Source organism: Zymobacter sp. IVIA_12111.31 C1 (assembly GCF_047495495.1).
In the GTDB taxonomy this organism is placed as follows: Bacteria; Pseudomonadota; Gammaproteobacteria; order Pseudomonadales; family Halomonadaceae; genus Zymobacter.
In genome coordinates this window covers 846,552-866,947 of record NZ_CP179930.1, presented here as the reverse complement: position 1 = coordinate 866,947, position 20,396 = coordinate 846,552, and the positions used below count along the sequence as shown (strand labels likewise).

At 58.6% G+C, this 20,396-nt stretch carries 17 protein-coding genes; 4 read left to right on the top strand and 13 right to left on the bottom strand.

Annotation, left to right across the window (positions count from 1 at the left end; all coding sequences use genetic code 11):
* Window positions 1-50: 50 nt before the first annotated feature.
* Window positions 51-374 carry an isochorismate lyase gene (locus tag ACMHYW_RS03870; RefSeq protein WP_414500973.1) on the top strand — a complete coding sequence of 108 codons (324 nt, stop codon included), beginning with the start codon at window positions 51-53 and terminating at the stop codon, window positions 372-374.
* 118 nt (window positions 375-492) lie between these two features.
* Here the strand turns inward: ACMHYW_RS03870 and ACMHYW_RS03865 are convergent, their stop codons facing one another.
* From ACMHYW_RS03865 to hemB, 3 genes are all read right to left on the bottom strand, one after another.
* The gene (locus ACMHYW_RS03865; RefSeq protein ID WP_414500972.1) at window positions 493-645 is read right to left on the bottom strand and encodes a hypothetical protein; all 153 of its coding nucleotides are present in this window, start codon (window positions 643-645) and stop codon (window positions 493-495) included.
* A 91-nt stretch (window positions 646-736) separates the two neighbouring features.
* Window positions 737-1,579, bottom strand: a complete 843-nt coding sequence (locus ACMHYW_RS03860; protein WP_414500971.1) for a 5'-methylthioadenosine/S-adenosylhomocysteine nucleosidase — start codon at window positions 1,577-1,579, stop codon at window positions 737-739.
* A gap of 94 nt (window positions 1,580-1,673) precedes the next feature.
* Entirely contained in the window at window positions 1,674-2,648 is a 975-nt protein-coding gene (hemB, locus tag ACMHYW_RS03855; RefSeq protein ID WP_414500970.1) for a porphobilinogen synthase, read from the bottom strand.
* Window positions 2,649-2,816: 168 nt separating this feature from the next.
* On the opposite strand from hemB, the gene ACMHYW_RS03850 reads away from it, so the two are divergent.
* On the top strand, window positions 2,817-4,037 hold the full coding sequence (locus ACMHYW_RS03850) for an NAD(P)/FAD-dependent oxidoreductase (protein WP_414500969.1): 1,221 nt from the start codon (window positions 2,817-2,819) through the stop codon (window positions 4,035-4,037).
* 388 nt (window positions 4,038-4,425) lie between these two features.
* Here the strand turns inward: ACMHYW_RS03850 and ACMHYW_RS03845 are convergent, their stop codons facing one another.
* A complete protein-coding gene (locus ACMHYW_RS03845; RefSeq protein ID WP_414500968.1) occupies window positions 4,426-4,689 on the bottom strand; it encodes a hypothetical protein in 264 nt (87 codons plus the stop codon).
* Window positions 4,690-4,916: 227 nt separating this feature from the next.
* Between ACMHYW_RS03845 and ACMHYW_RS03840 the strand changes: the two genes are divergently transcribed.
* Entirely contained in the window at window positions 4,917-5,639 is a 723-nt protein-coding gene (locus ACMHYW_RS03840; protein ID WP_414500967.1) for an isopentenyl transferase family protein, read from the top strand.
* Window positions 5,640-5,852: 213 nt separating this feature from the next.
* On the opposite strand, the gene ACMHYW_RS03835 is transcribed toward ACMHYW_RS03840, so the two are convergent.
* The 9 genes from ACMHYW_RS03835 to ACMHYW_RS03795 form a co-directional block, all read right to left on the bottom strand.
* Window positions 5,853-7,286: an FAD-dependent oxidoreductase gene (locus ACMHYW_RS03835; RefSeq protein ID WP_414500966.1), complete on the bottom strand. Its 1,434-nt coding sequence runs from the start codon at window positions 7,284-7,286 to the stop codon at window positions 5,853-5,855.
* Window positions 7,287-7,382: 96 nt separating this feature from the next.
* Complete coding sequence (gene gltB, locus ACMHYW_RS03830) at window positions 7,383-11,834, bottom strand: glutamate synthase large subunit (protein WP_414500965.1); 4,452 nt, start codon at window positions 11,832-11,834, stop codon at window positions 7,383-7,385.
* 205 nt (window positions 11,835-12,039) lie between these two features.
* Window positions 12,040-13,149 (bottom strand): 3-dehydroquinate synthase, encoded by a 1,110-nt coding sequence (aroB, locus tag ACMHYW_RS03825; protein WP_038279635.1) that lies wholly within the window; start codon window positions 13,147-13,149, stop codon window positions 12,040-12,042.
* A 63-nt stretch (window positions 13,150-13,212) separates the two neighbouring features.
* Complete coding sequence (gene aroK / locus ACMHYW_RS03820; RefSeq protein ID WP_414500964.1) at window positions 13,213-13,728, bottom strand: shikimate kinase AroK; 516 nt, start codon at window positions 13,726-13,728, stop codon at window positions 13,213-13,215.
* Window positions 13,728-14,945: a secretin N-terminal domain-containing protein gene (locus ACMHYW_RS03815; RefSeq protein WP_414500963.1), complete on the bottom strand. Its 1,218-nt coding sequence runs from the start codon at window positions 14,943-14,945 to the stop codon at window positions 13,728-13,730. Before ACMHYW_RS03815 ends, aroK begins: the two co-directional genes overlap by 1 nt.
* Window positions 14,848-15,378 (bottom strand): hypothetical protein, encoded by a 531-nt coding sequence (locus tag ACMHYW_RS03810; RefSeq protein WP_414500962.1) that lies wholly within the window; start codon window positions 15,376-15,378, stop codon window positions 14,848-14,850. Before ACMHYW_RS03810 ends, ACMHYW_RS03815 begins: the two co-directional genes overlap by 98 nt.
* Window positions 15,375-15,917: a hypothetical protein gene (locus tag ACMHYW_RS03805; RefSeq protein ID WP_414500961.1), complete on the bottom strand. Its 543-nt coding sequence runs from the start codon at window positions 15,915-15,917 to the stop codon at window positions 15,375-15,377. The genes ACMHYW_RS03810 and ACMHYW_RS03805 overlap by 4 nt, the downstream gene beginning before the upstream one ends.
* Window positions 15,910-16,428, bottom strand: a complete 519-nt coding sequence (locus ACMHYW_RS03800; protein WP_414500960.1) for a hypothetical protein — start codon at window positions 16,426-16,428, stop codon at window positions 15,910-15,912. The genes ACMHYW_RS03805 and ACMHYW_RS03800 overlap by 8 nt, the downstream gene beginning before the upstream one ends.
* Window positions 16,425-16,967: a hypothetical protein gene (locus ACMHYW_RS03795; RefSeq protein WP_414500959.1), complete on the bottom strand. Its 543-nt coding sequence runs from the start codon at window positions 16,965-16,967 to the stop codon at window positions 16,425-16,427. The genes ACMHYW_RS03800 and ACMHYW_RS03795 overlap by 4 nt, the downstream gene beginning before the upstream one ends.
* 478 nt (window positions 16,968-17,445) lie before the next feature.
* On the opposite strand from ACMHYW_RS03795, the gene ACMHYW_RS03790 reads away from it, so the two are divergent.
* Window positions 17,446-19,953 (top strand): penicillin-binding protein 1A, encoded by a 2,508-nt coding sequence (locus tag ACMHYW_RS03790; protein ID WP_414500958.1) that lies wholly within the window; start codon window positions 17,446-17,448, stop codon window positions 19,951-19,953.
* The last annotated feature ends 443 nt before the right edge of the window (window positions 19,954-20,396 follow it).

Sequence of the window (20,396 nt, the reverse complement as noted above, 5' to 3'; positions counted from 1 at the left end):
GAACCATCTGACAGGCCACTTATATTCCCACGCGGTACTAGAGGCTCCCCATGCAGACACCCATCACCTGCCGCAGCCTGACCGATATCCGGCAGGCCATCGACCGCATCGACCACGACATCATCCTGAAGCTGGCCGAACGCATGCACTACGTACTGGCCGCCTCGTACTTCAAGCCCGATGCCGCCAGCATCCCCGCCCCTGAACGCGTCAGAGCAATGCTGCCCAAGCGCATGCAGTGGGCGGAAGAACACCAGCTGGACGGCACCTTCGTGCATGACCTCTTCGCCCAGCTCATCCAGTGGTACATCGCCCAGCAGACCCTCTACTGGCACCAGCAACACCCACCGTCTCAGAATAACAGTGCCCTATAACCCCTATCGCATAGCTCGGCAGTAAGCACTAGCGATCAACCATAGCGGCATGCACGACACCGCCCACAGTCCACACAAAGCAGAGCCAGTGCCCGATTTCATCGACGCTCCCTTCTGGTCACTTGGACGCTTGTGCTTGTGCGGGTAGCGGGTAGCGGGTAGCGGGTAGCGGGTAGCGGGTAGCGGGTAGCGGGTAGCGGGTAGCGGGTAGCGGGTAGCGGGTAGCGGGTAGCGGGTAGCGCATGACGCCCGATAGCACAGAGCTATGCAAGTGTGGCGTCGTGCCTTCTCATCGACCATAAAAAAACGCCACCCTCACAAGGGTGGCGTTCTAGCGACAGCACGTCCGACGAGCCGTAGGCTTAGCGCTTCAGCTGATGGATATACGCCTTGACGATATCCGTGGTGAACAGCTGGCTCGCTTCGGACGTTGCCGGTTCAAACTGCGAACCGTTGGTCGCGTTATTGGTGATGACGCGCACGCCCATGAACGGAATATTAAATCCTCTGGCGATCTGCGCAGCCGCAGCGGTTTCCATCTCTTCCATCGACGACCCGTACTGCTGATGGAACAGAGCGATGCGGTCTAGCTCGTTGTTCCAGACATCAGAAGAAGCGATGACACCATCGACCACCTTACCGCGGGAATAGTGCTCAGCGGCGCGGTGTGCAGCCTTCAGCAAGCCAGCATCGGCCGGGAACGCTCGCATCGGCTTGTCAACGATCTTGTCGCTGGTGTCCTCTTCCTCGGTCAGCAGATCCATGGGGGCCCACGTTTCGGCATGCGTGCCTTCACCGCGCGCTTTGAACGGGGTCTTGAAGCTGCCGATGTTGATGGATTCCTTACCGATCACGATATCGTAATTGTGCAGCTCGGGATCATGCCCACCGGCAGTGCCCTGATTGATGATCGCTACCGGATGGAAGGTGGCCGCAGCCAGCGCGGTCGCCGCCGAGGCGTTTTCCATGCCGATATCCGTTTTGGACACGATAACCGGATAGCCATCAAGCTGCCCTTGCCAGAACTGCCACTTGCCAATCGTCATCGGCTTGGCGTCCTTGAGCTGCTTGATCAAGGTATCGATTTCAGAGCTCATTGCGCCCTGCACGACAATCGGAGCCTGCTGCGGTGCAGCGGCGGCCACGCCAGCGCCCATGAGAGTGGCACAGCACAGCCCTGCTTTTACTACGGTGCTGATCGACACGCTTAGTCCCTCGCCTGATCAGGATGATGATCGGCCGCCCGTCACCCTCGGTGCACGCAGCGGCCCATGAAGAATGAAGATACCTGCCAGTGGCCTACAGCCCTTCTTCCAGCAGCTGCGCAGCGAAATAGGTCAGAATCAGATCTGCTCCCGCACGACGCATAGCGCCCAGCGATTCCCGCACGACCGCACGCTCGTCGATAACACCAGCCTGCGCCGCAAACTTAATCATCGCGTATTCACCGCTGACCTGATAGGCCGCGAGCGGCAACAGGCTGTGGCGGCGGATGTCGGCCATCACGTCCAGATAGGCCATCGCAGGCTTGACCATCAAGATGTCCGCCCCTTCGGCTTCGTCCTGCAAGGATTCACGCAGCGCCTCGCGCCCGTTCATCGGATCCATCTGATAGGCCTTACGGTCACCCTTCAGCGTGCTGCCCGCCGCTTCGCGGAACGGACCATAGAACGACGAGGCCATCTTGGTCGAGTAGGCCATGATCGGCACATGGGAGAAGCCAGCGTCATCAAGGGCCGAGCGGATGGCCGCAACTTGACCGTCCATCGCTGCCGACGGCGCCACCATATCAGCCCCTGCGGCGGCCGCGATCACCGCCTGACGCCCGAGGTTGGCGATGGTGATGTCGTTGTCGACGTGATCATCGCAGATGACACCGCAATGGCCGTGAGTGGTGTATTCGCAAAAACAGATGTCGGGAATAACCACCAGTTCCGGCGCGGCTTCCTTGATCGTACGCGTCATACGCGCTAGCAGCCCAGTGCCCGACAGTGCATCGCTACCGATATCATCCTTGTGGTGCGATACGCCAAACGGCATGATGCTGCGCAGCCCCAGCGCCGCCAGACGGCGCGCTTCATCGGCCAACTGGCTTTCGGGAATGCGGTACTGGCCCGGCATGCCATTAATGGGCTGAGGCTCATCCAGCCCCTCTTCGACGAAGATGGGATAGATCAGATGTTCGGCACTCAGTGTGTTTTCACGGACCAGATCGCGCAGGGCTGGCGTGCGACGCAAACGGCGAAGGCGAGTGGTCGGGAAACGGCTGGACATGATGCGCTCCTTTCATCATCAGGCGAGTGTCAGCAGTGTGCTCTATGCTGAATATCATACGCGAGTCGTGCCATAACTGCTCCATTTCGCCAAGGATTGTCGCAGAAAAGACGCTATTCAGAGCAGTACATCGCCGTTATGCCATCAGTCGGACAAAGGAGAACTACCGTGAGCGCACAGCACTACGACTACCTCATCGTTGGCGCAGGTATGGCGGCCGCCTGCGCGGCTCAAGGCATCCGTGAGCGCGACAAGAGTGGCTCAATCGGGATCCTTGGCGATGACATTGACCCACCGGCCACTCGTCCCGCTTTGTCGAAGAAGCTGTGGCTCGACCCCACTTTTAGCCTGCAGAAGATATGGATGCGTCCCGACCAGCATGCAGGTGCCCACCTTCATCTTCAGCATCACGTCGTCGAACTGGATCGCCATGAATGCACGGTCCGCTGCAGCAACGGTGCCCGCTTCCACTATGGTCAGCTGCTGCTGGCGACCGGCGGCAAGCCCACCCTGCAACAGCTACCGCCAAGCGAACGCGTACTCTATTTCCGCACGGTCTCCGACTACCGTGTGCTGCGCGCGTGGAGCCACACCGACAGTACTCTGCACGCCGCCGTCGTGGGCGGCAGCTGGCTCGGCATGGAGCTTGCCGCAGCGCTGTGTCAGCAGGAACGCGTACGGGTGCAATGGGTCATTTCCCAACCGCAGCCAGGCACCGACCGCTTTCCTCCCGCGCTATGCACATGGCTACACCACGCCTTCAGCACCCACGGCGTGGAAATGCTCAGCGAGAATCATGTGCTACAGGGTGACGAAAGCGAAGATGGCGTATCGCTAATATTGGAAGACGGCTCGGACATCAGCGCCGACGTTGCGGTGATGTGTACTGGGATTGCCCCGTGTGACGAACTGGCCGATCAAAGCGGCCTCGCTGTTGACGACGGCATCACCGTCAACGAATACCTACAGACCTCTGACCCTACCGTATTCGCCGCTGGCGATATCGCGTTCTACCCTGACAGCCGACTAGGACGGCAGCGCGTGGAACACGTGGACAACGCTCAGCAGATGGGGCGCTGTGCCGGACGCAACATGGCCGGTTCGTCCGAGGCCTATACACATACACCCTACTTCTATACCCGCCTATTCGGGCTAGACCTCAAGGGCATCGGCCATATGAGCACCGACCTGCAGCTCATCTGCCACTGGAAGACGCCGCCCTCCCCCGGTAACACCCCGTGCGGGGTGATCTACTACGCCGACGATGACAACACCTTACGAGGAGTCGTTCTTATCAATATCGACGATAGCGAAGCTGGCCTGGCCCTAGCGCGCCAGGTGATCAACACACGCGACAGCAGCAGCCCAGAGGCACTGCTGAAAGCGTAGAGCAGGTCAGATGTGTAGGCAGAGGGGCACCTGCCACCTAAAGAGTCAGCCCCAAAAAAGCAGACGCCATGAGTCTGTCCTTTTACCTGATATGGCGTTTGGCTGCACGCTAATACCGGATATACACCATATTCTTTATACTGATACTAGGTGTTAATGCTTATCATGCATTCAACACCTATTTGTTTACTCCGCCTTTTTACAGTATCTCACAATAAAATTGTTCCTCATTTAAACCATCACAAGATGGCATGACATTCTTTCTTATTCCAAAATATTGCAAATATATAAAAATTATTTAGATATCTTTTTCATGACATTTTTTAAGGATTACCCGAACGTACAGTTACCAATAGAGAGCAAAGTATCACATACTCCAGAAAATCCCTTACAGCGAGGAGAGATCATAACGTTGGATGATACTAGCCCCGGCCAATGGCCTCCCTCCCATCCCAACTTGATAGAACTTATCTGTATCAAGGAAATCATACAGCAGGATATATTCGACTTTCTGGACTGGGATATAAGCGCGTTTATTGGGCTGATTGAACATGACACCAGACACCGCCATTCTTTCGTATACGGCAATAAGACCGTAATATTTACGTTCAACGACCATATAAAGAGAGTAGAAATCACCGACAATATCCACCCTAGTGATTGCATTATATCGGAAGCTGAACTCAAGACCATCGAAATATTCACGCTTAATCGCATCAATAATTCGAATAAAAAATGCATATATCTCAACAACGGATTTATATCAATAGAATGTAATAATAGACTTAGCATTATTACTGTTTTTGGGAAATGGGGAAAAGGCGTATTGAGAAAGGCATTTCGTGTAACAGAACACTTCTTTGAGGATATGCATCGCTCATGAAAAAAACCATCTTGCTGATATGGGGCCCAACATCGGTTGGCAAAACGGACTTATCCGTCAAGCTCGCCATTGATAAAGATGCCCCTGTAATCGCACTGGATAGATTCCAAGGCTACCGAGAAATAGAAATGGGTAGCGGAGCCCCTTCTCAGGAAGAACTGAAGCATACGCAACGCTATTATCTAACCGATACGACAGATGCCCTCTCACATGGCATCATTGATGCGCAACACGCCAATGAAAGAGCCAAGGATCTCGCGACATCGCTACTGAAGGATCGCAGCACAATTATTATGGAAGGAGGGTCTCAATCCTTGATACAAGCCCTCATAGAAGACCCCTTCTGGGAAAGGTATTACTGGGGAATCAAGCTATTCAAGCCCCCGCGAGACGAACTTTTCAGGCAGCGTATCGAAAAGCGTGTGCGACAGATGTTCTTCCCCATTGATAGTAGAAGAAGTCTACTGGAAGAAATCGCTTCGTTCTTTGTGCATACCGGCAATGTAGAAGTACTGGCCGATATAGATGGCTATAGGGAAATCATTCAAACCTATGGTCATGGGCATGACTTTTCCCACATCCACGAAATAGAAAGCAATGAAGTGGAACAGCTGATTCCGCTGGTGGTCGAGTCATACTTCAAGCATGCTCAAGGCCAACAGAACGTATTCCAGCAGGCTCCCCAGCACTGGAAACATTTCATTATCAGCGAAAGCTGAACGATAAAACTAACCATCACCTGTTCACTCGCAACCGCCTTCCCCACAGCGATAGTCCATTCCATATGGCCCCCAGAGCCAAACGCAAAAAGGCAGACTCCATGAGTCTGCCTTTCTGTTTAAAACATCGCTCACCCGCCAGTCAGAACCTGTTGATGCGGGTGAACGGCACGCGACCTCACCGGTGATACGGGGCGAGATGCATGCCGTGAATTACACCTTCAGGTAGTCCAGAATGCTGCTGGCCGCTACGCGTCCTTCATGCACGGCGGTCACCACCAGATCGGAACCACGGACCATATCGCCGCCAGCAAACACCTTGTCGTTGGTGGTCTGATACGCCAACTGACCACCAACATTTTCCTGCACCGATGCCACCACGCGGCCACGGCTGTCCACATCAATGCCGTGCTCGGCCAACCACGGTGTATCGTGCGGCTGGAAGCCAAAGGCGATGATGACAACATCAGCTGGCATGACCATTTCAGAGCCAGGGATGACTTCTGCGACGCGACGCCCTTCGGCATCCGGTGATCCCAGACGCGTCTGGACAACCCTGACCCCCGTCACCTGACCGTCAGCTCCCGCTTCGATCGCGATCGGTTGGCGGTTGAAGCTGAACTCGACGCCTTCTTCACGCGCATTCTTCACTTCGCGGCGTGAACCCGGCATGTTCGCTTCATCACGACGATAGGCACAGGTCACAGAAGCCGCGCCCTGACGAATCGCCGTACGCGTGCAGTCCATCGCGGTATCACCGCCGCCCAGCACCACGACGCGTTTGTCGCGCATCGACAGGTACTCGACGTCCGTTCCCAACCCCAGGCGGTGCTTGACGTTGCTGATCAGGAAGTCGAGCGCCTTGTGCACACCCGGCAGCTCTTCGCCCGGCAGCCCACCGGTCATAGACTTGTAGGTACCAGTACCGATGAAGACCGCATCGTAGCCTTCGATCAGATCGGTAAAGCTGACATCACGTCCCACTTCACTGTTGAGGTGGAAGTGAACGCCCATGTCTTCAAAGATCGCACGGCGACGCGTCATCACGGTCTTTTCGAGCTTAAATTCGGGAATCCCGAAGGTCAGCAGCCCGCCGATTTCCGGATGACGGTCGTAGACGACCGGACGTACACCGTTGCGTACCAGCACGTCCGCACAGGCTAGCCCGGCAGGACCGGCACCGACGATGGCAACGCGGCGGCTCGTCCAGCGCACGTTGCTCATGTCGGGGCGCCAGCCCAACGCAAAAGCGGTTTCGGTAATGTACTTCTCTACCGACCCGATGGTGACGGCTCCAAAACCATCGTTCAGCGTGCAGGCCCCTTCGCACAGGCGATCCTGCGGACACACACGACCACAGACTTCCGGCAGCGAGTTGGTCTGGTGAGACAGCTCCGCGGCCTTGAGGATGTTGCCTTCGCTGACCAAGCGTAGCCAGTCGGGAATGTAGTTGTGGACCGGGCACTTCCACTCGCAGTACGGGTTACCGCAGCCCAGGCAACGGTGCGCCTGACTGGACGCATCCTGCGGACGGAAGGACGCGTAGATCTCGTTGAAGTCGCGAGCGCGTAGGCGGGCATCTTTCTTCTCGGGATCGTGCCGACCTACATCGATGAACTGAAAATTATTGGCAAGACGTTCGGTCATGAGAAAACCTCTTTCGATTCTGCATCCGTCGAGAGGCAGCGCCCACGGGCACTGCCTGCCATTGTGCTCTCCGACACCACAGTGCCGAAGCTGCCGTTACTGAGCGCCGCGACTCGGCTGCTTCAGCAGATCGTGCAGGCTGGCGGCCTTCGGTTTGACCAGCCAGAAATGGCGCAGATACGCGTTGAAGTCATCCAGTATCCACTGGCCCCATGCCGAGTGCGTCTCGGCCACATGCTCTTCGATCACTTCACGCAGGTGACGACGATAGGCATCCATCGTTTCACCGCTGAGGCGGCAGATTTCGACCAGCTCATGGTTATAACGATCCACGAAGCCGCGGTCTTCATCCAGCACATAGGCAAAACCACCGGTCATGCCCGCCCCAAAGTTGACGCCCGTCGGCCCCAGTACGCAGACCATACCGCCAGTCATGTACTCGCAGCCGTGGTTGCCTACGCCTTCGACCACGGCATGCGTACCGGAGTTACGTACCCCGAAACGTTCGCCAGCCGTTCCTGCGGCGAACAGCTTGCCGCCGGTCGCGCCGTAAAGGCAGGTGTTGCCCATGATCGCTGTCTCACGGCTTTCGAAGCGGCTACCTTCTGGCGGAGTGATGACCAGCTTGCCGCCGTTCATACCTTTACCGACATAGTCGTTGGCATCGCCTTCGAGGTACATGTTCAGCCCGCGAGCGTTCCATACCCCGAAGCTCTGGCCGACGACACCGCGCAGATGCACGTCAAGCGGTGCTTCGTCCATACCTTCTTCGCCATAGCGACGTGCGATTTCACCGGACACACGCGCCCCGACGGAGCGGTCGCAGTTGGTGACGGTGAACGAGAACTCGCCGCCTGTACGACGGGCAATGGCACTGGCCATCGTTTCGTACATCTCGCGGTTCTTCAGCCCCTTGTCGTGCGGTGCATTGCGCGTCAAGGTGCAGAACTGCGGAGCATGCGGATCGATTTCATCGTTAAGCAGCAGCGGAGTCAGATCAAGACGCTTCTGCTGCGGTGTATCGCCTTCGATGCGTTCCAGCAGATCGGTACGACCGATCAGGTCGGTCAAGCGACGAATGCCCAGCATCGCCATGATTTCGCGTACTTCTTCCGCAATGAAGTGGAAGTAGTGCTTGACCATGTTGACGGTGCCACGGAAGTGCTCGTGGCGCAGCTGCTCATGCTGCGTCGCTACCCCCGTCGCACAGTTGTTGAGGTGACAGATCTTCAGGTATTTACACCCCAGCGCCACCATCGGTGCAGTACCGAAACCGAAGCTTTCTGCCCCGAAGATCGCGGCTTTGACCACGTCTAGCCCGGTCTTCAGACCGCCATCCGTCTGGAGACGGATCTTGTGGCGCAGGCCGTTGGTGCGCAACGCCTGATGCACTTCCGGCAGCCCCAGCTCCCACGGCGAACCCGCGTGACGAATGGAAGTGATCGGACTGGCGGCCGTACCGCCGTCGTAACCGGAAATAGTGATCAGGTCCGCATAGGCTTTAGCAACACCCGATGCGATCGTCCCAATGCCCGGCTCGGATACTAGCTTGACCGACACCTGCGCACGCGGATTGACCTGTTTGAGGTCGAAGATCAGCTGCGCCAAATCTTCAATGGAATAGATATCGTGGTGCGGCGGCGGCGAGATCAGCGTCACGCCCGGCACGGCATAGCGCAGCCGTGCGATAAGGCCGTTGACCTTGCTGCCCGGCAGCTGCCCGCCTTCGCCCGGCTTGGCCCCTTGCGCCACCTTGATCTGCAGAACGTCGGCGCTGGCCAGATAGGCTGGCGTCACACCAAATCGCCCGGAAGCGATCTGCTTGATTTTGGAGCGTTTGACGGTGCCATAGCGAACGGGGTCTTCACCACCTTCACCAGAGTTGGAACGGCCACCCATTTCGTTCATGGCCTGCGCCAGCGCTTCATGCGCCTCAGGCGACAATGCCCCCAACGACATGCCCGCGCTGTCAAAGCGAGGCAGCAGCGATTCCACCGACTCGACTTCATCAAGCGAGATCGGGCGCTGGCCGGGCTTGAGACGGAACAGATCGCGGATCGTCATAACCTGGCGGTCGTTGACCAAACGTGCGAATTCCTTCCACTGCTCATAGTCGCCATGCTGCACAGCGGCCTGCAGGGTCTTGACCACATCAGGGTTGAAGGCATGGTATTCCGTGCCATGCACGTATTTGAGCAGCCCACCGCGACGCAGCGCCTTGCGTGATGACCACGCTTCGCCGGCCAGCAGTGCCTGCTGCATCTGAAGCTCGGCAAAACCGGCGCCCTCGATGCGAGAAGCCATGCCAGGGAAGCAGTCGTCGATAATTTCGCTTGCCAGTCCCACGGCTTCGAACAGCATCGAGCCACGGTAAGAAGCAATGTGCGAGATCCCCATCTTCGAGAGGATCTTCAGCAGGCCTTTCTGCAGCCCACGGCGATAGTTATCACGGCAGTCCGCTGGGTCGCCGATGATTTCGCCTTCCTGTTGCATGCGCGTCAGAATCTGGTACGACAGATACGGGTAAACCGCCGTCGCCCCAGACCCAAACAACACCGCCATATGGTGAGAGTCACGCGCATAGGCCGTTTCGACGATCAGGTTGATGCGCGTACGCAGCCCTTGGCGACCCAAGCGGCTATGTACAGCACCGGTGGCCAGTGCCGGATGGATCGGCAGCTTGCCTTCTTCCATGTGCGCATCGGACAGCACCACGATAACGTCGCCGCTACGGGCAGCATCAGCCGCCTGCTCGCACAACTGGTCGATGGCGGCCTTCAGGCCAATGCCTTCATCGTAATAGAGAGAAATGGTGCGGGAACGGAACGCTTTGTCCTGCTGCGTCGTCAGTGCTTCGAACTTCTGACGTGTGAGGATCGGCGATGTCAGAATCAGGCGATGAGCGTGACGCTCGGTGGCATCGAACAGGTTACGCTCGGCCCCTAGGCAGGTTTCCAGCGACATCACGATCGCTTCGCGCAATGGGTCGATCGGCGGGTTGGTGACCTGTGCAAACTTCTGACGGAAATAATCGGTCAGCAGACGCGGCTGGCGAGACAGCACTGCCATCGGCGTGTCGTCCCCCATAGAGCCAACGGCTTCGAGCCCCGTTTCCGCCAGCGGCCGCAGTACCTGATCGCGCTCTTCGGCTGTGACGAGGAACATCTTCTGGTAGCGCACCAGATCATCGGCGTTCATCGGCTCGAAGAGGCTCTCTTCGGTCAGCGTCGATTCCAGGTAGCGTGCACTCTCTCGCAGCCATTCACGGTACGGATGAGCGGACTTCAGGCGATCGTCGACGTCGTCGGTCTGCAGCAGTTCACCCGTCTGAGTGTCGATCGCCAGAATCTGGCCCGGTCCAACGCGCCCTTTGGCAATGACACGCTCGGGGCTACAGTCGTAGACCCCTACTTCAGATGCCAGCGTGATAAAACCGTTGTCGGTAATTACCCAGCGCGCCGGACGCAGGCCATTGCGGTCAAGCGTACAGACCGCGTGACGACCATCGGTGATGACCAGACCCGCCGGACCATCCCACGCTTCCATATGCATGGAGTTGTATTCAAAGAAGGCGCGCAGCTCAACGTCCATCGTTTCGGCGTTCTGCCATGCAGGCGGCACCATCAGGCGGATCGCACGGTACAGTTCCATGCCCCCGGTCACCAACACCTCAAGCATGTTGTCCATGCTCATGGAGTCGGAACCGTTGGTGGATACCAGTTCGTCCAGCTCGTTCAGGTCTGGCAGCAACTCGCTGACAAGGTTGTCGCGGCGTGCGTTGGCCCAGTTGCGGTTGGCCGAAATGGTGTTGATCTCACCATTGTGGGCGAGAAAACGGAACGGCTGAGCCAGCGGCCAGCGCGGTGCGGTGTTGGTCGAGAAGCGCTGGTGGAATACACAGATGGAAGTCTCGACACGCGAATCGCTCAAATCGGCATAGAACGCAGGCAGGTCCTTCGGCATCACGAGGCCTTTGTAGGACACGACCTTGGGCGACAGCGAACAAACGTAGAAGTCCTCGTCGGCCACCATTTCCTGTTCGGCCATACGGCGCGCACGGTAGAGATCGACCATGAACAGCATGTCGCTCTCGCGACCTTCTGCCGGCGCAACGAACACCTGGCGGATACGCGGCATGACATCAAGGGCAAGCGGACCACAGACGGAAGAGTCTACGGGTACGTCACGCCAACCGATCAAGGTCAGCCCGTAGCGACCAAGGTTGCGCTCGATGGCCGCGCAGCCGGCACGGCTCTGGGCATCGCTGTTGCCGACGAAAATCGTCCCAACGGCATACTGATCGCCCAGCGTGACACCGAACGATTCTTCAGCAATGGCGCGCATGAAGACATCGGGCATGCGAATCAGCAGCCCGCAACCGTCTCCGGTTTTGCCATCGGCGTTGATACCACCACGGTGGGTCATGCAGGCCAGTGCATCTATGGCCGCGTCGAGCAGTTCATGGCTGGCCTGGCCTTCCATATGGGCGATCAGGCCGAAACCGCAGTTGTCTCTGAACTCTGACGAGCGATGAAGACGTTGCGTCATGTATGAGCCTCTTGCTTGTGCGGACTTTCCTGCCACGTCATTTCGAGACGCGAGCAGATCCGTCATTGTCGTTATGCTCTACACCAGCGCACGACATCACCCGCGACAAGTGGGATCGCCGGTGATGAGTGCACAGCGCCCGCCGAAGAACAGCGAGCGTTGAGGGAAGGCCCTCTACCGCAGCAGTAGAGGAAACCGACAGGTATCAGGCGCTGATGGTGAGCGTATCTCGCGGATAGGCCTCGATGAAGGCACGCAAGCGCGCTTCGTCGACGCCCTCTTCCATGCAGCCTTCACCCAGTGCCTTCAGCAGCACGAGGCGGATGCCTGAATCGAGGGTCTTCTTGTCACGGCGCATCAGCGAGATAAAGCTTTCGGTGCTCATGCCTTGTGGCGCATGGGTCGGCAGGCCAGCAGAGATCAGAGCGGTTTCCACGCGGGAAACTTCGGCAGCGGTCAGATATCCCAGTTCCTGAGAGAAATGAGCGGCCATGGCCGTACCTGCAGCTACGCCTTCACCGTGCAGCCAATTACCATAGCCTTGGTGGTTTTCGATGGCGTGGCCGAACGTATGGCCAAGATTGAGCAGAGCACGAACGCCCTGCTCGGTTTCATCCTCGGCCACGACGTCCGCCTTGATGGCGCAGCTGGTCAGGATGGCGTGCTGGAGTGCGGTGGGATCAAGACCACGCAGTGCACTCATATGGTTCTCGAGCCAGTCGAGGAAGATGCTGTCACGGATGAATCCGTATTTGACTACCTCAGCCAGCCCGGAGGACAGTTCACGCGCAGGCAGCGTGGCCAGCGTGTCGATGTCGATGATGACCGCGCGCGGCTGCCAGAAGGCACCGATCATGTTCTTGCCGAGCGGATGGTTGACGCCGGTCTTGCCACCAACGGATGAATCGACCTGCGACAGCAACGTCGTTGGCATCTGGATGAAGGCCACGCCGCGCTGATAGCAGGCGGCGGCAAACCCGGTCATATCGCCGATGACGCCACCACCCAACGCGATAATCGTGACGCGGCGGTTGCTGTTGATTTCCAGCAGTGCACGCCAGACGCGCTCGACCATTTCAACGGTCTTGTGCTGTTCGCCGTCAGGCAGGATCACATGGTGGACACCGAAGCCGCGCGCTTCGAGCTGGGCCCGCACTTTATCGAGATAAAGCGGTGCCACGACATCGTTGGTCACGATCATGACCTGTTTGCCCACGATATAGCGGGCATAGGTGTCGCCGTCATCCAGCAGGCCACTGCCCACGTGAATCGGGTACTGGCGTTGATCAGGCAATTCGACCATCAGGGTTTGCATGACTCTATCCTTTGATGATGCGCAGAAAATGATCGCCACCCCTCCTGGCATGGATGATGCAGGTTACTGGCGTAATCGGCGCTTTATTTCATTAACGACGGCCCGAGGGCTGCGTCGTTCGGTACTGATGGTCCAGTGAGCCACTTCACGATAGATCGGCTCACGGACCTTGAACAGTGCGCGCAGGCGCTGTTCGGGATCATCGCACTGCAACAGCGGACGATTGCGGTCACGCATGGTGCGTCGCATCTGCTGCTCGACGGAGGTTCTTAGGAAGATGACCAGCCCGCGCTCGCGCAGGCACTGGCGATTCTCCGGGCGCAGGATAGCCCCGCCCCCCGTGGCCATCACTATACCGTCCATCGCGGTCAGGGAAGCAATCGCTTCTATTTCGCGCTGACGGAACCCTTCTTCACCTTCGACATCGAAGATCCAGGGGATTCGGCAACCACAGCGTGCTTCGATCTCATGATCGCTATCATAGAAAGGACGCTGCAGTTCGGCAGCCAACAGCCGCCCTACAGTGCTCTTGCCTGTGCCCATTGGGCCGACCAGAAAAATATTGCGTGTTCTTTGCATCAATCTGCCACTGCAGGGGTGTCAACTATTCTCGGAGTGATGAAAATCAGCAGCTCTGCCCGTTCATTGCCGTTCTCCCGAGCGCGAAACAGCGCGCCCAGTAGTGGAACGTCGGCCAGCCAGGGTGCCTGACTGAGACGCTCAACCTGTTTGTGCGTCAGAATACCGCCAAGTGCTATGGTTTCGCCATCGTTGACGGCCACTTGCGTCTGGATGCGGTTGGTGTCGATCACCGGCATGTCGTTGAATCGTAGATCAGACACGCTATCGTTCTGGATGTCCAGCGTCAGCATAATCTGCCGCCCGGTCATGATGACCGGCGTCGCCGAGAGCGCCAGCACGGCATCATGCAGATGCGAACTGGTGGCCCCTGAGGCACTGGTTTCCTGATAGGGAACTTGCTGCCCTTGCCGGATAACAGCGGGCTGACGTTCCACGGTAACGACGCTGGGCTGGGACAGCGTCTGACTGCTGCCCTCGCTTTCCAGCGCTTCAAGCGTCAATGCCAGCAAGCGATGGCGAGTGACGAAGCCTAGCCCCAATCGGGCGGCCGTACTCGCTGCGGGGTCGCTCAGCAGCGTCAGACCCGTCGATGCCTCAACGGCACCTGGCGTGTCGTGCTGCCAGCGAATGCCCAGCTGGCGGGCATGGTGCTCTCGCATGACGACGATACGGGCTTCGATCTGCACCTGATGCACCGGCTTGTCGAGCAGCGCAACCCACGCGGCGAGGTGATCCAGTCGCGAGGGCATATCACTGATCAGCAGCTGATTGGTACGCGGATCGGCCTGTAACACGGCATCTGCACCCAGCAGGCTCGCGCCATCGTGCCGCATCAGTGCAGCCACCTCGACGGCATTGGCATGGGCAAGTCGGAACGCACGTGTTTCGGTGCGTTCCGACAACGGGCGGTCATTCTGCGGTTCGATGATATCGACCGCTCCCACTCGTGTACGGTGCAGGCGTTCTGATGACATTACTGATCTAAGCGCCTGTTCACAAGTCACATCATCAAGATGAAGGCTGACATCTCCCTTTACCTTATCGGAAATCACGATATTCAGATGGGCGCTATCGGCCAGCAGCGTCAGCATGTCCCTAATCGGAACACGTGCATTATCAATATGTAGGTGACGACAGTCCTGTGCCTGCCCTATCGGCTGTGCTGCTGTCGGCAAGACGTTCAGCACCGCAGTGCCGGATATCACTGATGCCATCAACCACACCGTGTGAAGGCGTCGAGTCATGTAGTTTCCCTGCGTTATGTGCCACCCGCACCGCATCTTCGTGGCGGGGCCGCTTATCGTTATGCATCGCGTGCTCTACGGGCACGGATCGTCGGTAAAGATGCCCAGAAGCATCCTGCTGAATAACAAAGGTCTGTCCGTGGCTAATCACTGAACCACGAAGGGCCTCATGGCCGCGGGTATCCGGCTCGGCAACGGGAGCCGTTACGACGCTTGTCATCAACGAAGGCCAGCATGCTATCTCACCCGCCGCGATGTCCGGCGCCGCCGTTTGCCGTTCAACCAAGGCCGCGGGAGAAACGATGCTGATCCCCCGGGGCATCAGCCCATACCCCAGCACCAGCAGTCCTGTACACCACACTGCACACAGCGCCCACAGCCCCTTCTCTTTACGAGGGCTCATGATGACAGCGCCTCCCAATGCCAAGGTTCGGGCAGCAGGGTCACGTCCAGTTGATACCGTCCGTGCACCGTTTCCACACTGCCATCACCCTTCGGCAATGCCTGCCACTGCCACCGTTGAACACGCCCTAAGAGGACAGAACGCCCAACATCATCCCACCACCCCAGCAGCGACGTGCTCTCGCCGCGCAGCGATACGTCGAGCCGCCCCTCACGGGTATGCCACTGCAGCGCCACCAGATCGACCCCACGCCGAGAGGCCTGATCGCGACATGCCTGTAGCAACGGCGCTTCAGTAACGCGTACCAGACGGCCTAAGGTAGAAAGCCGATGCACCGCATCCGCAACATGCTCCGCATGCTGGCGCTGCGTGTAAATCTGTTCGATCTGACGGCTGATGCGTCGCCACTGGGGCGCGATCATCCACTGCAGCCCGCCCCACCACAGCCCCAGCAGCATACCAATCGCGACGGCGGTGCTCGGCGCTGGCAACAGCACGGTCCTTGCCCAGCGACCAGCTTCCCGGTAGCGCTCAGTCATGGCGCCCTTCTCTACTCTGATCATCAAGACGAGTGCAGCGAAGAAACGTCTCCGACAACGCCTGACAGGTCAGCCACGGCACTACACTGTACACGTGCTCATCAAGCGGCCGATGCGAGGGATTTATCACCTTCATTTGAATCTGCTCAGGCTGCCAATCGACGGACTGGACAGGCAGACCCGCCATCGTCAGCGCCTGCCACAGCGACACCAGCGCCTGCTGATCTTCCAGACGCCGCTGCTGATGAGTCATAGCATCCAAACGCCATTGTTCGGCAGCCCATTGGGACTCTTGTCGCCGGCGCTCAGGCGCACGCTGCGCATCGACATGCTGCATATATACCCTCTGCCGTTCAGCAAGATGATTGCGCCACCCGCTGTGCCATAGGTGTCCGCAGCCGCACCACCCCACCAACATAACGACGCTTCCGTACCACCAGCCTTTCTGCCGCTGCCATCGCTGCTGACGATACTCATGCCATGGCAGCATATTGATATCGAACCGCCTCATGCCCATCGCCGCCTCCCTTTGAGCGCCGCCCCCGCTGCAATAGGGTGCACATCACCACAACACTGCCAGTCGAACCGATCGCCACATGCCCGCCAGCGCTGGCACAGTGCCGCCGAACCCGCCAGACGTATCGGAAACTGGCAAGGTTCGTCATTGCCCGTCATCAATCCGGCGCGCCGGACCGTGCTGTACAGCGTGTGGCGGGCATCCTCCGGCGCGAGTGCACACGCAGAAGGAAGCGGCTCGGCGTGATAGGCCCACGGCCATGCCGCAGGCCAATACAGTGCGCTCCCCTTGGGCATTGCCACCAGCCACGCCTGATGAGCCGCCTGCCGCCGCTGGGCGTAGCGCCACAGAGCATGACAGTCCGGTTCGATGGCGACGATTTTTCCCTGCGTTGCCGCGTAGCGCGCACGCCATTGTTCTGCCTGCGCGCGAGGCAGTGAGAAGACGGCCACCGAGCGGCGCTCCTGCGGTTCAACGAGTAGATCGAGGCACTGATCGCGTGCACACATTCTCCTTGATTGCAGTACCGCCATGATCTGCTCCCGCGACAGCGGTGGTTCGAACGGAACAATATGAAGCTGGAAAGCTCGCTGAGGTACTGCCAAGACAAGCGCTTGCCGCCGCCTCAGCGTAAATGCATGCTTACTTGCCCCACAACGCGACGCGCGCGCCCCTGAAGCTAGGTCGATTCCCTGCCGTTCATTTATCCCAGGAGCATAGCGAGAGCCTATGCGTTGCAGCCTCTGCCACAGTCGTGCACCGCTATCGGATACGTGCGCAATCATGTCATCGGATCTCCTGCACTGTGTGTCTCGGTTTGCAAGCTCCTTTCACTGGTTCCTCCTGTTCATGCGCCTTATACTAGGCTGTTCTCATGACAGCTAAATTGCTCTCATTCCGGCCGATGGCGCAGCGTTCACGGTCCGGGACGGTCGTCGGCACCTGCCGCGCGCCTGCCCGCACTGTTTCCCGTTCCCATCGCAATTCCCATGAGATGGGCTGCCCATAACGATGAAGTCGATCACACGCATAGTCTTAACTCTTGTCTCTCTGGCACTCTCGGTTACGGCGGCCATTACGCTGGCTGTAGTCGGCATGGTCATCTATTTCACGCCAAGCCTGCCGGACATCAACAACCTCCAGCACTATCAGCTGTCTACCCCGCTGCGCATCTACAGCAGCGATGACAAGCTGATCGGTGAGTTTGGGGAACAGCACCGCCAGATCGTGTCTTATGACGATCTGCCGCCTCATCTGGTCAATGCCTTTTTGGCCGCCGAGGATCAGGATTTCTTCCACCATGCCGGGGTAGATCCCAAAGGCATCGGGCGCGCCCTCGCCTACATGGCGGGCTACGGCAAGGTGCGCTCAGGTGGGAGTACCATCACGATGCAGGTGGCGCGCAACTATCTGCTGACCCTCGACCAGACCTTCTCACGCAAGATTCGCGAAATCATGCTGTCACTGCAGATGGAGCGCATCCTCTCCAAACAGCAGATTTTCGAGCTGTACGTGAACAAGATCTATCTGGGGCAAGGGGCCTACGGGGCAGGCGCAGCGGCACAGGTCTATTTTAACAAGCCGATCGACCAGCTGACGCTGCCAGAAGCGGCGACGATTGCCGGGCTGCCAAAGGCACCGTCTGCCTTCAACCCCGTCGTGAACCCGATCCGTTCGCTGGACCGCCGCAACTGGATCCTCAGTCGCATGCGTCAGGCCAATACCATCACCGAGCAGCAGTATCGTGACGCGCTGGAAACACCGCTTGATGTTCGCCAGGCGCACTCCGATATGCAGCTACAGGCCCCTTACATCGCGGAAATGGCGCGCCAGTACGCTGTTCGCCACTTTGGTGAACAGGCCTACACCAACGGCTACACCATCAAGACCACCATCAACAGTGCCGAGCAGGAAGCGGCTCGACAGGCACTGATCGACGGGCTGGTCGCGTATGACGTACGCCACGGCTGGCGCGGCGTAGAGCAGAAAGGCATTCCGAAAACGCTGGTGGAAGCACAGCAGCGTGCAAGCCGTACAAGCGCAGCGGATGAAGAGCAGGCGGTGTCGGCAGACGTCAAACAGGCCACTCGTCGCGCTGCCGAACGCAGCGTAGCGCGCATTCCCGGTATCGACGGCGACGTCTCCAACTGGATGCACGAGCTGAACAATGCCGCCAACGTCGGCCCGCTTGAACCTGCAATTGTGGTCAGCGCCGACGGTCAGCAGATCAAGGCGCTGTGCCGCAATGGTACGCTGATCACACTAAGCGGTGACGACGTCCGTTGGGCCGCACGTGCCCGCGCCGCATCGCCGATAACCGGCGACATGATCCGCGTGCTGCCGCTGAAGGATGGTGGCTGGAAGCTTTCTCAGGTACCGCGCATCGAAGGGGCCATCGTGGTGCTTGATCCGACCACGGGTGCCATCCGCGCACTGCAGGGGGGCTTCAGCGACGCCAGCAGCAGCTTCAACCGCGCAACGCAGGCACGTCGCCAACCGGGTTCCACTTTCAAGCCGTTCATCTATCTGGCCGCACTGGATCAAGGCAACATGACCCCGGCGACCGTACTGAACGATGCACCGATCGTCGAATCCCAAGGCGGCAAGGTATGGCGCCCTGAGAACGACAACCGCACCTTCCAGGGACCGACACGTCTGCGTGTTGGGCTGTACACCTCGCGTAACATGATCGTGATCCGCGCCCTGAACGAAGTGGGCGTCGATAAGGCCATCGACATGCTGGTGCGCATGGGCTTCCAACGCGACCAGATGCCGCCGGGCCTGTCGCTGGCACTGGGGAGCGCGTCGCTCACGCCGCTGGAAATGGCACGCGGCTATGCCGAAATTGCCAACGGTGGCTTCAAGGTTGAACCGTGGTACATCCAGAGCGTGACGCAGAACGATGATCCGACCAACCTGCTGGAACAGCAGGAAGGCTATCATCTGCCGCCGGTCGCCTGCCCGAACTGCAGCACAACGGCGACCACTACAACACTGGCCGATGGCAAGACCTATCCGGTAGCCGAACGCATTGTTGATCCTGCCGCGGTCTACATGATCCAGGACATCATGCGCGATGTTATCGTGCGTGGTACTGGGCAGCGCGCCAGCGTTCTGCACCGCAGCGACCTGTCAGGCAAGACCGGGACATCCAACGATCAGCGTGATGCGTGGTTTGCAGGCTTCAATGCCAACCTCGTCACCACGGTCTGGGTCGGCATGGACAACAACTCCCCGACGGGTGAGTACGGCGCTCAGGCCGCCCTTCCCATCTGGGTACAGTTCATGGGTCAGGCCCTGAAAGGCAAGCCGAACGCCATCATGCCGCCGCCGGACAATATCGTGCGTGCCCGCATTGATCCGGACAGCGGTCTGCGCCTGCGCGATGAACAACCGGGCGGTATCTCGGAAGTCTTCCGCGCCGACAACCTGCCTCAGTTCAAGGAAATGACGATCGACCCTGAACTGCAGCAGAAATCGGGATCGGAAGGCACGGCAAGCTACGACTCGATCTTCTAATCGTTCGCTTAGCCAGACAGTACGATGCAGCGGGGGCGGCCTAAGGGTCGCCCCCGCTGTCGTTGGTGGCAGAACAGAATGCTTCCGACACAACAACACTCACCGACACAGTGCGCCCAATCCTGCGCAGATATCGCTTCGGGCACTTCAAAAAAGAATGCCAGACCTACCCACAGAGATGTTCAGAGGGCATCTGTCGAAGCGAGGTCCGAAAAAGCCGCCCTTCACCCGCCTGAAACGCTACCCAGCAGAAATCATCACGACTGGCGTGTGGCGTGTGGCGTGTGGCGTGTGGCGTGTGGCGTGTGGCGTGTGGCGTGTGGCGTGTGGCAGTAATGATGAACGCGCCACCAGCAACTGCAAGGGGTATTAATGATTTTTCATCCCCTGAAATGCAAGAACCCACGCCCGAAGGCGTGGGTTCTTGTGGACTGTATCGAAAC

Bases quoted from the DNA above. Each gene is read 5' to 3' on its own strand.
- ACMHYW_RS03870 (WP_414500973.1), top strand. From the start codon at position 51: ATGCAGACACCCATCACCTGCCGCAGCCTGACCGATATCCGGCAGGCC.
- hemB (WP_414500970.1), bottom strand. From the start codon at position 2,648: ATGTCCAGCCGTTTCCCGACCACTCGCCTTCGCCGTTTGCGTCGCACG.
- ACMHYW_RS03840 (WP_414500967.1), top strand. From the start codon at position 4,917: ATGAAAAAAACCATCTTGCTGATATGGGGCCCAACATCGGTTGGCAAA.
- ACMHYW_RS03835 (WP_414500966.1), bottom strand. From the start codon at position 7,286: ATGACCGAACGTCTTGCCAATAATTTTCAGTTCATCGATGTAGGTCGG.
- gltB (WP_414500965.1), bottom strand. From the start codon at position 11,834: ATGACGCAACGTCTTCATCGCTCGTCAGAGTTCAGAGACAACTGCGGT.
- aroB (WP_038279635.1), bottom strand. From the start codon at position 13,149: ATGCAAACCCTGATGGTCGAATTGCCTGATCAACGCCAGTACCCGATT.
- aroK (WP_414500964.1), bottom strand. From the start codon at position 13,728: ATGCAAAGAACACGCAATATTTTTCTGGTCGGCCCAATGGGCACAGGC.
- ACMHYW_RS03815 (WP_414500963.1), bottom strand. From the start codon at position 14,945: ATGGCATCAGTGATATCCGGCACTGCGGTGCTGAACGTCTTGCCGACA.
- ACMHYW_RS03810 (WP_414500962.1), bottom strand. From the start codon at position 15,378: ATGAGCCCTCGTAAAGAGAAGGGGCTGTGGGCGCTGTGTGCAGTGTGG.
- ACMHYW_RS03805 (WP_414500961.1), bottom strand. From the start codon at position 15,917: ATGACTGAGCGCTACCGGGAAGCTGGTCGCTGGGCAAGGACCGTGCTG.
- ACMHYW_RS03800 (WP_414500960.1), bottom strand. From the start codon at position 16,428: ATGAGGCGGTTCGATATCAATATGCTGCCATGGCATGAGTATCGTCAG.
- ACMHYW_RS03795 (WP_414500959.1), bottom strand. From the start codon at position 16,967: ATGGCGGTACTGCAATCAAGGAGAATGTGTGCACGCGATCAGTGCCTC.
- ACMHYW_RS03790 (WP_414500958.1), top strand. From the start codon at position 17,446: ATGAAGTCGATCACACGCATAGTCTTAACTCTTGTCTCTCTGGCACTC.